This window comes from Rhodobacteraceae bacterium D3-12 (assembly GCA_025916135.1).
Lineage (GTDB): Bacteria > Pseudomonadota > Alphaproteobacteria > Rhodobacterales > Rhodobacteraceae > JAKGBX01.
This window is the reverse complement of the sequence record CP104793.1, coordinates 254,504-267,487: the sequence shown is the minus strand read 5'-3', so window position 1 is coordinate 267,487 and position 12,984 is coordinate 254,504. Positions and strand designations below refer to the sequence as shown.

10 protein-coding genes and 3 pseudogenes are annotated in these 12,984 nt (G+C 58.8%); 3 read left to right on the top strand and 10 right to left on the bottom strand.

Going from position 1 to position 12,984, the window contains the following annotated elements; translation table 11 throughout:
• Positions 1-34: 34 nt before the first annotated feature.
• The 7 genes and pseudogenes from N4R57_01315 to N4R57_01285 all read right to left on the bottom strand — a co-directional run bounded on the left by N4R57_01315 (position 35) and on the right by N4R57_01285 (position 8,508).
• A complete protein-coding gene (locus N4R57_01315; protein UYV39485.1) occupies positions 35-850 on the bottom strand; it encodes an ABC transporter permease in 816 nt (271 codons plus the stop codon).
• Positions 850-1,812 carry an ABC transporter permease gene (locus N4R57_01310; protein ID UYV37784.1) on the bottom strand — a complete coding sequence of 321 codons (963 nt, stop codon included), beginning with the start codon at positions 1,810-1,812 and terminating at the stop codon, positions 850-852. Before N4R57_01310 ends, N4R57_01315 begins: the two co-directional genes overlap by 1 nt.
• A 1-nt stretch (position 1,813) precedes the next feature.
• Positions 1,814-3,397, bottom strand: a complete 1,584-nt coding sequence (locus N4R57_01305; GenBank protein UYV37783.1) for an ABC transporter substrate-binding protein — start codon at positions 3,395-3,397, stop codon at positions 1,814-1,816.
• A 143-nt stretch (positions 3,398-3,540) separates the two neighbouring features.
• On the bottom strand, positions 3,541-5,526 hold the full coding sequence (locus N4R57_01300; protein ID UYV37782.1) for a CocE/NonD family hydrolase: 1,986 nt from the start codon (positions 5,524-5,526) through the stop codon (positions 3,541-3,543).
• 244 nt (positions 5,527-5,770) lie between these two features.
• Positions 5,771-6,222, bottom strand: a pseudogene (gene hpaR, locus N4R57_01295) (homoprotocatechuate degradation operon regulator HpaR).
• Between the two features lie 512 nt (positions 6,223-6,734).
• A complete protein-coding gene (locus N4R57_01290; protein UYV37781.1) occupies positions 6,735-7,298 on the bottom strand; it encodes a GNAT family N-acetyltransferase in 564 nt (187 codons plus the stop codon).
• Between the two features lie 247 nt (positions 7,299-7,545).
• A complete protein-coding gene (locus tag N4R57_01285) occupies positions 7,546-8,508 on the bottom strand; it encodes an IS1595 family transposase (GenBank protein ID UYV37780.1) in 963 nt (320 codons plus the stop codon).
• 101 nt (positions 8,509-8,609) lie between these two features.
• On the opposite strand from N4R57_01285, the gene N4R57_01280 reads away from it, so the two are divergent.
• A complete protein-coding gene (locus tag N4R57_01280) occupies positions 8,610-8,834 on the top strand; it encodes a DUF6471 domain-containing protein (GenBank protein ID UYV37779.1) in 225 nt (74 codons plus the stop codon).
• Complete coding sequence (locus tag N4R57_01275; GenBank protein ID UYV37778.1) at positions 8,792-9,619, top strand: hypothetical protein; 828 nt, start codon at positions 8,792-8,794, stop codon at positions 9,617-9,619. The genes N4R57_01280 and N4R57_01275 overlap by 43 nt, the downstream gene beginning before the upstream one ends.
• Before the next feature lie 134 nt (positions 9,620-9,753).
• Here the strand turns inward: N4R57_01275 and cobT are convergent.
• A pseudogene (gene cobT, locus N4R57_01270) lies at positions 9,754-10,727 on the bottom strand (nicotinate-nucleotide--dimethylbenzimidazole phosphoribosyltransferase).
• A 118-nt stretch (positions 10,728-10,845) separates the two neighbouring features.
• Between cobT and cobS the strand changes: the two are divergent.
• Positions 10,846-11,600, top strand: a pseudogene (gene cobS, locus N4R57_01265) (adenosylcobinamide-GDP ribazoletransferase).
• Positions 11,601-11,769: 169 nt separating this feature from the next.
• Here the strand turns inward: cobS and N4R57_01260 are convergent.
• Entirely contained in the window at positions 11,770-12,279 is a 510-nt protein-coding gene (locus tag N4R57_01260) for a CarD family transcriptional regulator (protein UYV37777.1), read from the bottom strand.
• A gap of 315 nt (positions 12,280-12,594) precedes the next feature.
• Positions 12,595-12,933 carry a ferredoxin family protein gene (locus N4R57_01255; GenBank protein UYV37776.1) on the bottom strand — a complete coding sequence of 113 codons (339 nt, stop codon included), beginning with the start codon at positions 12,931-12,933 and terminating at the stop codon, positions 12,595-12,597.
• Positions 12,934-12,984 lie beyond the last annotated feature (51 nt).

Below are 12,984 nucleotides of genomic sequence, written 5' to 3'. Positions count from 1 at the left end.
GCCGCCGGACGGACCATTGAATAGCTGTTTCTCATCATCCCCGGCCCCCTTTCAAACTCGTGGTCCGGTTCAAAATCCAATCCGCCACAAGGTTCACGCTGATCGCCAGCGTCGCAATCGCAATCGCCGGATAAAGCGCGGCCCCGATGCCATAGTTGATGCCATCCGCATTCTCTTTCACGATTCCGCCCCAGTCCGCCTCAGGCGGCTGAATACCCAGCCCAAGGAAACTCAGCGTGGAAATGAACAGCACCATAAAGATAAACCGCAAGCCCATCTCTGCCACCAGCGGCGACAATGCATTGGGCAGGATCTCGCGGAAGATCACCCATCCGCGACCCTCCCCGCGCAGCTTCGCCGCCTCGACAAAATCCATCACGTTGATGTCCACCGCCACGGCCCGCGCCAAACGGAACACCCGCGTGCTGTCCAAAAAGCCCATGACCAACACCAACACCGGGATCGTCACCGGCATCACCGACAAAACAACCAACGCGAAAATCAACGACGGGATCGACATGATAAGATCAACGAACCGGCTCAAAAGCTGATCAAACCAGCCCCCGGCCACCGCCGCCAAAAACCCAAGGATCGCCCCCGTGGTGAAGCTAATGATCGTCGCCATAGTGGCAATGAAAATCGTCGTCCGGCCGCCGTAAATCATCCGCGTCAGCAAATCGCGCCCAATGTTATCCGTACCGAGCAGATGCTTGGAGCTTGATGGCTCCCAGACACCGCCAACCACCTCGGCCATGCCATAAGGCGCAATCCACGGCGCCAGAATGGCGATCGTGAAATAAAGCGCGGTAAAGAACAGGCCGACCATCGCGGCAAAGGGAATATTCTTCATCATTTCGGATGCCTCAACCGTGGATTGGAGAGGATCGCAACAATATCCGCCACCATGTTAAGCCCGATGTATACGGCCGCAAAGACAAGCCCACAGGCCTGCACCACCGGCACATCCCGCTTGCTCACATGATCCACAAGGTATTGCCCCATGCCGGGATAAACGAACACCACCTCGATCACGACAACGCCAACAACCAGATACGCAAGGTTCAGCATCACCACATTGACCACCGGCGCAATCGCGTTGGGAAACGCGTGCCGCCAGATGATCTTGAACATGGTCAGACCCTTCAACTCGGCCGTCTCGATATAGGCCGATTGCATCACGTTCAAAATCGCCGCCCGCGTCATCCGCATCATATGCGCCAACACCACCAGCGTCAGAACCGTTACCGGCAGGGCAATCGCCTCAAGCTTGGTAAACAAATCCGCGTCCGGGCGAAAACCCACCGCCGTTGGCATGAAAATCCTAAACTTCACGCCAACAAAAAACATCAAGACATAGGCGATCAGGAACTCAGGCACCGAAATCGACGCCAGCGTTACCCCTGAAATCAACTTGTCGGGCCACCGGTCGCGAAACCGCACCGCCAGCAGACCAAGGAAAATCGCCAATGGCACCGAAATCGCTGCCGCCCAAAAGGCAAGGAAAAGCGTGTTCTTCAATCGCGACCCAAGGATCGGCGCGATCTCCTGACCCGATGTCAGGGCCGTGCCCAAATCGCCCTGAACCGCCGCCCCCAGCCAAGACAGGTATCGCGACAGCGCCGGCTCGTTCAGCCCCAGCTCATCGCGTAGATTGGCCAGCGATTGTTCGGTCGCAGATTGTCCGAGAATGGATTGCGCCACATCTCCGGGAAGAACAACAGTCCCGGCAAAGATCAGCGCAGAAATTAACAAAAGAAGGATGAGGCTCAGCGCAATGCGCTGAGCCAAAAGTCTTAGGACTGGCGATGCCATATCAGGCTTTCACCCACATTTTCAGAGGCGCATAGGAGTTCATCAGAGCAAAGCCCTTCGCCCCTTCGACCCAGCCGTCGATCCGGTCGGAATGCGCATCGACAAAGTCGTTGAACATCGGACAGATCAAGCCGCCTTCGTCGCGCACAATCGTGCCCATGTCGGCATACATCTGCGTCCGTTTGGCGCCGTCCAACTCGGCCCGCGCCGCAAGAAGAAGCTGGTCGAACTGCTCATTGTTGAACGCCGTGTCGTTCCAATCCGCGGTGGACAGATATGCCGTGGTAAACATCTGGTCCTGCGTCGGGCGACCGCCCCAATAGCTGGTGCAGAACGGTTGCTTGTTCCACACTTCCGACCAATAGCCATCGTTCGGCTCGCGCTTGACATCCAACTGGATACCCGCGCTGGCACAGCTTTGCTGGAACAGCGCCGCCGCATCCGGCGCACCGGGGAACGAGTTGTCGGAGGTGCGCAGCAAAATACCGCCATCATGGCCGGATTTCTTCAGGTGGTGCATCGCCTTGTCCGGATCATACTCGCGCTGATCGAACTCGGTATAGAACGGATAGGACGAGTTGATCGGCGTGTCGTTCCCGACCGAGCCATAGCCAAACAGTACCTTGTCCACCATCTCCTGACGGTTGATCCCGTATTTCAACGCCATCCGCACGTCGTTGTTGTCAAACGGTGACGCGTTGGTGCGCGCGATGAACACGTAGTGGCCCGGACCGGCTGTCCGCGACACGGTGATATTGGGCGCGCGTGCAACAAGACCGGCGGTGCGCGGCGGCACCCGGTCGATGATGTCAACCTGACCCGACTGCAACGCCGCAACCCGCGCCGTGTTGTCATTGATCACGATAAGCTCAAGCGTCTCCGCATGGCCGATATCACCCCAATAGTTGGGGTTCTTCTCGGCAACGAACCGCACGCCCATCTCGGCGTCCTTGATGATATACGGCCCTGTGCCGATCGTCGCGTCCGGTGCATCCTTGCCACCGCCGGGCTGGATGATCAGGTGGTAATCGCCAATCAGGAACGGGAAGTCAGCATTCGGCCCGTCAAGCTCAAAGGTGACCTTGTTGCCCTCGGCAGTGGCCTTCTTGATCCCCTTGACGATACCCAGCGCGCCGGATTTCGAATCCTCGCCGGTGTGGCGCTCAACCGTGTCCACCACGTCCTGCGCGGTGACCGACTGGCCGTTGGAAAAGGTGATGCCGTTGCGAATGGTAAAGGTCCATGTGCCCGCATCGGCCGACCCTTCCCAGCTCTCGGCAACCTTGCCCTCAACGCCGCCATCATCCGACAGCTCAACCAGCGGCTCACCCCAAATCCGGTTCAGCATCAAGGCAACTTGGTTCGTCGCCAGCGCCGGATCAAGGCTGTCGGTGGTCGACCCACCCTGAAGCCCCATGCGAAGCGTGCCGCCCTTTTGCGGGCCCGCCGCGCGCACCGCACCGGCCAGCATCACATTCGCCGCCGCCGCCGTCACGCCCAAAGCCGCCGCGCGGCCCATAAACTCACGTCGCGTGATCCGGCCCATCGCCGCTCGCACTTTCAGATAGTCGAGTTGGTCAGTCATATTTTTCTCCCAGGTAAACTTGTTTTTGTTTGTGTCTCACCGATCAACAGCACAGGCCGCACCGGTTATTAACTCTTGAATCAATCAAAACCGACAAACACCAATCCCGCAAGGAATTTTTCCGCATTGTCCGCCTGATGCACTCATACGCCATCGCGCTTGATCTGTTCTTTTACGTCCTTTTCAAACACGAGTGTATCATTTTCATATGCTTCCAGTCGCGCCGTAAGGTGAAAAAACGTCTCGTCCGCCCACATCTCCGCATATGTCTCACTGCGAAGCGCAACACCCTCCCGCGCGATTTCTTCGGTCCAATGGGTTTTTCCGCGCGCACTCAACGGGTCGTCCGGGTGGATGTCCCACTGCTCCCGCGCCTTGCCGCCACTGATCAACCCGTGTCCCAGATCGCGGCGCAAACCAAAGTCATCCTCGATATTCAGACGCACGATCCCGCTGCTCATATCTGTCTCAACCACGCGGCTGTTCTGCGCCGGGCGCAACGCCTCAACCGCCCAAGGCTCCGCCGCGTCGGGCGGCTCAAACCGGCATTCATCGCCCGCGCCCTGACCCTCTCGCACCGGCAAATGCAGGGCACCTTCGACGATCCGCAACGCGCCCGCCTCCGGCGAGGGCCAGATCAGCGGCCAATAAGCGCTCGACACCGCAACGGCAATCTGATGCCTCTCCGGCACGCGATAGGCGATCTGATCCAGCGTCACCTCGATCTCTTCAACCTGCCCCGGCACCATCGGCACGCTCTTGTCCATGCCATTGCGACGCGACAAATTCAACAGGCCATAGGTGATCCTTGTGCTCGCCCCGTCCGGGTGGATGTGGGTCAACCGCACGGCAATCTGCCCCTGCGGCGTGTCGCTGCTCAACCGCAACCGCACCATCGGCGCCCCGACAATATCACGCGGCTGCCCCAATGGCGCCGACCGCCAGACAGCGGAAAACGCATCATCGGGCCGCTGGTCTCCCGGCATCTCCGGCCCCAGCCAGATCGCGCAATATTCCCCCGCCGCCATGCCGCAATGGGCGGGCGACGCCACAACCGCATTTGCCGCGCCTTCGCCCCCCAACGCACCCGCCGCGCCCAAAGGCCAAACCTCATGCGCCGTTTCCGGCCCGTCGCCGACAATCCACCGCCCGGCCCTCTCTTCATACCACGTCCGTGGCCGCACCCCGTCCATCAAATAGGCGCGATACCCCGGCTCATCCTCCACCCCGGTCTCGATCCCCTTCAACCAGCGATCCCACCAGCGCAGCGCCTCCTGCAAGAACCCGATCCGCGGCTCCGGCACGGCGAAATGCGGATACTTATGCACCCAAGGCCCGACGATACCCTTCGCCCCCGGCAGATGCGCCACCACCTCCGCCACCGTGTTTTTATACGCATCGCCCCAGCCCCCCACGGCCAGAACCTTCGCCTTGATCGCGCTGAAATCCTCACAGACCGAGCCGTGCTTCCAATAATCATCGCGCCGCTGATGCCCCAACCACGTCACCGGCAAAAACGGCTCGGCCTCCAGCCGCTGCATCCACAACGCCCGCCAATCCTCGCGCAGCGCCGGGTCCGGCGGACGACTGGAATAGGCCCACATCGTCGCCCCCCAGCCGAGGTTTTCATTCAGCAAACAGCCGCCCTTGTAATGAATGTCATCGGCATAGCGGTCCACGGTCGAACACAGCGTGATCACCGCCTTCAACGCCTCGGGCTGCATCGCGGCCACCTGCAGGCCGTTGAAGCCGCCCCAACTGATGCCCATCATGCCCACCGACCCGCTGCACCACGGCTGCGCCGCAAGCCATGCAATCACCTCGCAGCCGTCTTCCAGTTCCTGCGCGGTATATTCATCCAGCATCACACCGTCGCTGTCGCCATTACCGCGCATATCAACCCGCACACAGGCATATCCACGGCGCGCAAAATACGGATGCGTCAACGCATCCCGCGCCGCCGTCCCATCCCGCTTGCGATAGGGAAGATACTCAAGGATCACGGGCACCGGAGCCTCCCCGGCATCCACGGGCCGCCAAACCCGCGCCGACAAACGACACCCATCGCTCATCACAATTCCCAGATCGGGCAACTCCTCGATCTCTCTAAGCGCGTTCCTGTCAGACATGGCGCCACACTCCCGCCATGCCCCTGCCAAGTCAAGCAACAACCCGCCAAACCAAACGTCACGCGACCGCTTCAACCCACTAGAACACCCGCCCGCTCGAACGCCCCGCCCGTTCATCTGACTGGAAATATCCGGGGGGCTTGGGGGCTGGCCCCCAAATTAGGCATGTGTTTGGGGGCTGGCCCCCAATTAAGCATGTGTTTGAGGGCTGAACCCTAATCGAACCTGAGCTTGGGAGCTGGCCCTACTCCAACTCAACCGCACTCAGCCGGTTCAGCAAATCCAACAGTTGTTCCATCTCCGCATGACCAAACAACTCCTCAAGACGCGCAAAAATCTCCGCGCTCTCCGGTGCCGCAGCACTCAACAGGCTGCGGCCCTCCTCGGTGATATCAACCAACACCTTGCGCCGGTCGCTTGGATGGTCCTTGCGGGTGATCAACCCCTTCTTCTCCAGAAGCTGCATGATCCGCGTCAATGACGGGTTCAGCAAACACGCCTCATGCGCAAGGTCCTGGGGTCGGTCGTGCCCCGCTCGGCCAGAACCCGCAACACGCGCCACTGCTGTTCGGTCACACCCGCTTTCTGCAACATGTGCCGGATCGGCGCCATCATCGTTTCTCGCGCCCGCAGCATCGCAATCGGAAGCGAGCGCGTGGTCTCGGGCAGGACACTTCGGGTCGGGTTTTCACTCATAACTCTCAATCGCCCATTTCCCCGCTTTGAACAAGACCCGCTCACGCGAAACACGTTTCAGCACCGTGCGCCCCGTTACTCAATTTTGCGGCCTTATGTATCAAACGCACCAACAATCTAACTGCATTCTGCGCCCATGTGAATCACAATGCAGCCATGCAAGATCGCACGATAAATAAGGCGCTAGCGCAGGTCTGGCGCAATCGGGAGATGGGGTGGGAGTTCGCATGGGCCGCGCTGATGGTCAGGGGCGCGGAGATACCGCCAGAACGGGTTCACCCCAGAGCGCCACGGTTCAAGCGTAAGGAGCTACGCAGGCTGATCTTACAAGCGCTGAGAGACGCCCCAAGGGACATTAACAGCCTTGTAGGCCATCTGTGCGCACATAGGCCGGATATACCGCCAGAGGTGGCTAAACGGCGGGCAGTTGCCGCACTGCACCGAATGCGGGTTAAGGGTGAGGTAAGACGTGAAGGGCGGGCGTGGGCAGAATAAGTGCTTGCGCGAGGTTACTATTGGTCGACCAATTTGAGAATATTCTGTATTGGGTAGAGCATTTTCGGCTGTGCGCCGCCAGAAGAGTAAATAGTGAAGCCAATTTTGCTATAGAATGCGGTTGAATCCGCGTCAATCGACTCTAAGGTCAACGCGTGGAAACCAGCAAATTTAGATATTTGGGCCGTTTTTTCGAAGACATCCATCAATAGATGCCTCCCCAAGCCTTGCCCTTGATACCGCGAGTCGACGCCAAGATAACTCATGTGAACAGCCGGGAACGCAACTCTGTTTTGTAAGTACCTAAGCTCGTCTTTGGGTAGGTTGGGGACACTATCTGATCCAAGTTGAAGCGCAAAATAACCTATGCAGTTTGAAGAACCTGAAAGCGTTGCCACAAACACCTTTTGCTCCAAACGACGAGTTTCCTTTTTCGCTTTGGATTTTATAAACCGATCCAGCGCGGTCTTACCGCAGCTGAATCGGTTATACGTGAACTTCTGGCTGTCGTATGGCTGCAGTTCCACTTGAGACAGGTCGATTGCCGTCTTGGGCGGCTTTTGCCTTCTTAACAGCTTCATATTGGGCGCGCATATCCATCATTGCTTTGTTCGGTCCGCCTTCATTCGCGATACGGCGCACGAATTCAGCCGCTTCTCGACGGTTGCGAAACTTTACTTTCCCGTTATTTTGGGCATGAGAATTCCACCAGCTAATGAATGTGTTTAGCACTACGCCCTCCATGGCTCTTTAGGGGTCGGTGGCTTCCCAACCAAATCCTTAGCTTAATAATATGGCCTTCCGGCGGCACAAAGCAAGGGTCTTTACTTAAGCCGCCCGCTGCCAACACCCCTTCCACGTTCGGCTAACCGGAGCGCCCATCGCGTTCGACACCACGATCTGCGCCAGAGTGCCGTTGTCGGTGCGGCGGTTATCTTCCAGCCATGCCGCGTGGTTTGCGTATTGGTAGAGGTATTGCGGGCTAACGTGGTGATGCTGGCCTACGACCATGCGGCGCAGGCGCGAGAAATAGCTTTCCACCATGTTCGTGTGCTTGCCGTGGTCGCTGTAGATTTCGGAGTGGTTCACGCGGTCAACGTGGAAGCCCATGTGCAGATCATCCCAATGGCTTGCTTCATCGGCTGACATGGTGGACATGCGCGAGACGTTTTCATTCGCCAGCACAACGCCCTCGGCTTCGCTCATGCCCACGAACGGCAGGGTGCGGCCTTCACGCTCACGCAGGGCAATCACAACGCGGCGCTTGCCGGTCTGGTGGCGCTTGAGGCGGCGGTCAACCCGCTTGGCTTTCTCGTTGTGGGGGCGGATATGACCGCCAAAGTATGCCCCGTCAATCTCAACGTGGCCCTCCAGAACTTCACCCGTCTGGATTTCCTGCGCCATTGCTTCGCGCAGCTTGTGCGCCAGCACGAACGCGGTTTTGTATTGGCAATCCAGATCGCGGGAAAGCTGCACCATGCTTACGCCCTTGGAGGCGTTCACCATGATGCAGATCGCGGCCAGCAGGTCCACAAAGTCCATCTTGCGGCTGGCAAAGATGGTGCCAGAGGTCACGCTAAACTGGTGGCTGCAGGCCTTGCACTTGAACTTGCGGCGCGTGGTGATCTTATAGGTTTCGTCATGGCTGCAACGCGGGCAAACCGCCTCGCCATTCGTCTCCGGCCAGCGCATTTCGCAAAACGTCTGGTATGCCGCATCCTCACCAGCCTTGTAGATCGTGCGGAGGCTGAGTGTGCGGGAAGCTGCGGAGAGAAGGAAGTGCTGTGCCATTGTATCTTATCCATTACCTATGTAACGAATATAGTGCCTAGACGTATCGCGTTCAATACCTTATGTAATGAAAAAGATACTTTTAGTGCAAAAGGTGATACATGCCAACACAAACGGAATGGGAAAGCAGGGCCGCGAACCTTCTCAAGGCCGAGTTGAAACGAAATGGCGTGACTTACGCTCAGCTTGTAGACAAGCTGGAGGGCATTGGAATCAGTGAAAAAGAGGTGAATGTCCGCAACAAGCTATCCCGAGGGAAGTTTAGCGCGGCGTTCTTATTGCAATGTTTAAGCGCTTTACAGACGGGGCATTTTTACTTGGACTAATTCTTGGTTTCGGAATTACTCTTCTGTTCTTCCTGACGTTGGAGGTCACATCACCGGTAAAAAATCCACCTCCAAGCGAAGTATCCCATTGCGCCACCGGCACAAATGAGTGCGCTCACGATGACAACAGCGTGCCAGATTGGTGGTATTGGCCGCGCAGGCTTTTTTCCTTGGAGGATACTCTCGCACAGTGGATTATGATGGTATTCACCGTTGCCGCCGCAGGGCTGCTTGTCGGGACGCTCTACCAGTCCAACAAGGCGATTAACATAGCGTTCGGAGCAGAGCGGCCTTGGCTTAAGGTTTCCGCCGCTCCAGATGGGGGGCTTGTTTGGGACGAAAGCAGAGTCTTCCTTACAATAAGAATTAACTTTGAGAATGTCGGGCGTTCCCCCGCTACTATTTTCGCGATCTCTCACGCCGCTGCCGTGGGTGACAACTTTGAAAAAATTGACGAGATCGCCGCAGCCCAAGCGATATCCATCACCAGAAACACTTCTCAATCGTTCATGGAAAGCACCGTTTTCCCGGGCGATGGTGGCCACTACGGGTTCCACGCTGATTTTTATTACCCGCCCGGTGAGGGGCGCTGTAAGTGGATAGTTACCATAGGTTACCTTGATGAGATCACCAAGGCCAAGCATTGGGTGCAGATAAGGTTTTCTTTTACCACCGGGGGCGGGCCTTTCATATTTAGTGACCGCGAAGTGCGGCTCGATAAGGACCAATGGAACCTTGATGGAGGCTGGCGCGTTTACACAGGCAGCGAGGGCGGACGCAAATAGAGTATCAATCATCGCTCACACCTTGGTGCGTTTGATACATAAGGCCGCGGCGGTGTACGGATGTCAGCCGGATGTCAGCCGAAGGTCACCCCCCTGCTTTCGCCGCACCGCAGCGCTATTAACCATTCCGAACGCTACCCGTCTGACACCCCGGCTTCGGCAAAACTCGCCATGCCCGAATGACACGCCACAGCCCCCTTCAAAACACCAATCGCCAGCGCCGCGCCCGACCCTTCGCCAAGCCGCATCCCAAGCGCCAAAAGCGGCTCTTTTCCCAGCCGTTCCAACAGCTTAGCGTGCCCCGGTTCAAGGCTCACATGCCCCGCCACCGCATGATCCAACGCCCCCGGCACAGCCCGCTCCAAACACGCGGCCGCCGCCGTGCAAATGAACCCGTCCAGAATAACCGGAATGCGCAACACCCGCGCCCGCGCAATCGCTCCGGCCATCGCCACCAACTCGCGCCCCCCAAGACAACGCAACACCGCCAGACCATCACCTAACGCACTGGCATTGCTCGCAATTCCTTCGCGCACCACGCGGGCCTTCAACGCCAGCCCCGCATCATCCACACCGGTCCCGCGTCCAACCCACGCCTCGGCCTCCCCCCCAAAAAGCGCCATCGCAATCGCCGCCGCGCTGGTCGTGTTGCCGATCCCCATTTCTCCGGTCACCAACACATCGGCTTCCGGGCTCACCGCCTCCCAACCTGCTTGTAAAGATTGAAGAAACTCCGCTTCATTCATCGCCGGCGCTTGGGTGAAATCCGCCGTCGGCCGGTCCAACTCAAGCGCGCAAACCGTCATCTCGGCGCCAAATGCCTTGGCCAATTGGTTGATCGCCGCCCCCCGGCCTCGAAGTTCTGCACCATCTGCGCCGTCACCGCCGCTGGAAACGCCGAAACCCCCTGCGCCGTCACCCCGTGATTGCCTGCAAAAACAATAACCTGCGGGCGTTTCACCTCTGGCCGCGTCGATCCGCGCCAGCCAGCATACCAGATCGCCAGATCCTCCAGCCGCCCCAACGCGCCCGGCGGCTTGGTCAATTGCCCGTTGCGCGCCTCCGCCTCGGCAAGCGCCTCGGCATCAGCGTGCGGTGCCGTTTCCATTTCGTTACGAAATTGCGCTAAGCTCTCAAATACGGCCATGTTATCCCCGTTGCGTTGATCCTGCGGGACGTGTTTAACGCTTCCACCCCGCCCGACAAGGCCTCAAAAGGACAGGACCATGCGCGCAAGCGAGCCCCTGTTACACGCAACCGATTTTCCCGCCGCGCTGAGCCTGCTCAGCCGCTGGCCTTTGCGCGCCTCAAACGCGGCCTTGTCACGCGGCGCGCGCACCGCATGGTGCTGGCCCTCGTCGGCCTTGCCCTCGCCGGACTGGCAACCCTTCTGGCGCTAAGTGCGCAAGCCATTGGCATAAAACCGGAAATCGCCGCCCTTCTGGCACTGGCGCTGATGGTCATCCAAACCGGCGCGCTGCACGAGGACGGGCTCGCCGATGTCGCTGATGGCTTCTGGGGCGGCACCACCCCTGCCCGCCGGTTGGAGATTATGAAGGACAGCGCCATCGGCAGCTATGGCACGCTCGCCCTCATCCTCTCTCTCGGATTGCGTGGCGCCGCGCTTGTCGCCCTCGCCGATCACCTCGCCGTCGCGCTCTTTACCGCCGCCGCCCTCTCCCGCGCGGCCATGCCCGCCGTGATGTGCGCCCTGCCCAACGCGCGCAGCAACGGCCTCTCCGCCCACACCGGTCGCCCCTCTGCCGCCACGCTGCTTATCGCCCTCGCCATCGCCACCCTCGCCACGATCCTGCTCACCGGTTGGAGCGCCCTTTGGCTCCTCCCCATCGCGGCCCTCACCACCCTTGCCTGCGCCAAAATCGCCCAAGCCAAAATCGGTGGCCAAACCGGGGACACCCTCGGCGCAACCCAGCAAATTACTGAAATCGCAACACTTCTCGCGCTTTCGGCCCTGCTTTAACCGGCTCTCTTGCTGGGCCAAACACACCCATGCTCAAAGCCCCCCGCCGACAGCGGGGCGGGTGGGTGGGCGCTGTCGGCGTGGGGCGGCCCACACCCCACACCATAGCAAAAGAAAAACCGCGCCCAACACCGGACGCGGTTCCCCAATTCTCAAATGATCTGACGCCTCAGGCAGCGCGCGCCAAAAGCACCTCATCCACCTGCTTGGCGGCGGCAACCTCGTCACCTCCCGCCACGGCCGCCACTTCGCGCGTCAACCGTTCCAAAGCCGCTTCATAAAGCTGGCGCTCGGAATAGCTCTGCTCGCGCTGGTCGTCGTTGCGGTGCAAATCGCGCACCACTTCGGCAATCGCGATCAAATCGCCCGAGTTGATCTTTTGCTCGTATTCCTGCGCCCGACGCGACCACATCGCCCGCTTGACCCGCGCCTTGCCCTTAAGCGTTTTCATCGCTTGGCTCACCACGTCCGGGCTCGACAGCCCGCGCATCCCGATCTCGGTCGCCTTGTGCGTCGGCACCCGCAGGGTCATCTTGTCCTTCTCGAACGAGATCACAAAAAGTTCCAGCTCAAACCCGGCCACTTCCTGTTTCTCGATCGACACGATCTGACCCACGCCATGGGCCGGATACACAACAAATTCATTCGGCCGGAATTCCGGTTTCTTCGACTTGCTCATGCAGTTCTATCCTTAGCATCCCAGAAGAACCCCTACCTTCGCCGCCATCGTTGCGCGCCACAGGAAAAACCCATAGCAAACAGATCCATAGAGCAAACAAAACCACCCACAGAGCCGCAGGACGCGCGGTTCAAGATGGATGGTATCAAGCAGTTTTCTTCATTTATGACAGGAGTATAACACGAATCGCGCCACTTAAAAAGCGCAATGGCGCAAACACCGGCGAAGCCCCCGAAAAACAAGGGCTTTTCGCCGTTTATCCCACGTCTATCACAGCCCGCAATCGGTCCGCGAAGGGCCCGAGCGTCTGCTACGTCAGCTCCCCTCGCCGGGGGCCTCCGAGAAGTATTTGTTCAGCTTGTCAGCCTCGCCATCGCGTTCTTCCGCATCAGGAAGCTGATCTTTTTTCTCGATGATAACAGGCCACATCTCGGAATATTTCCGATTGAATTCAACCCACTTATCCATCTCCGGCTCGGTGTCCGGGCGGATCGCATCGGCCGGGCATTCTGGCTCACAGACGCCACAATCAATGCATTCGTCCGGGTGGATCACCAGCATGTTCTCTCCCTCATAGAAACAATCTACGGGGCAAACTTCCACACAATCGGTGTATTTGCAGGCGATGCAGTTATCGATGACGACATAGGTCATTAAACGGGATCCGTCTTTATCGGTGTTTTGACCTAGCTAATTCAGTCGCGC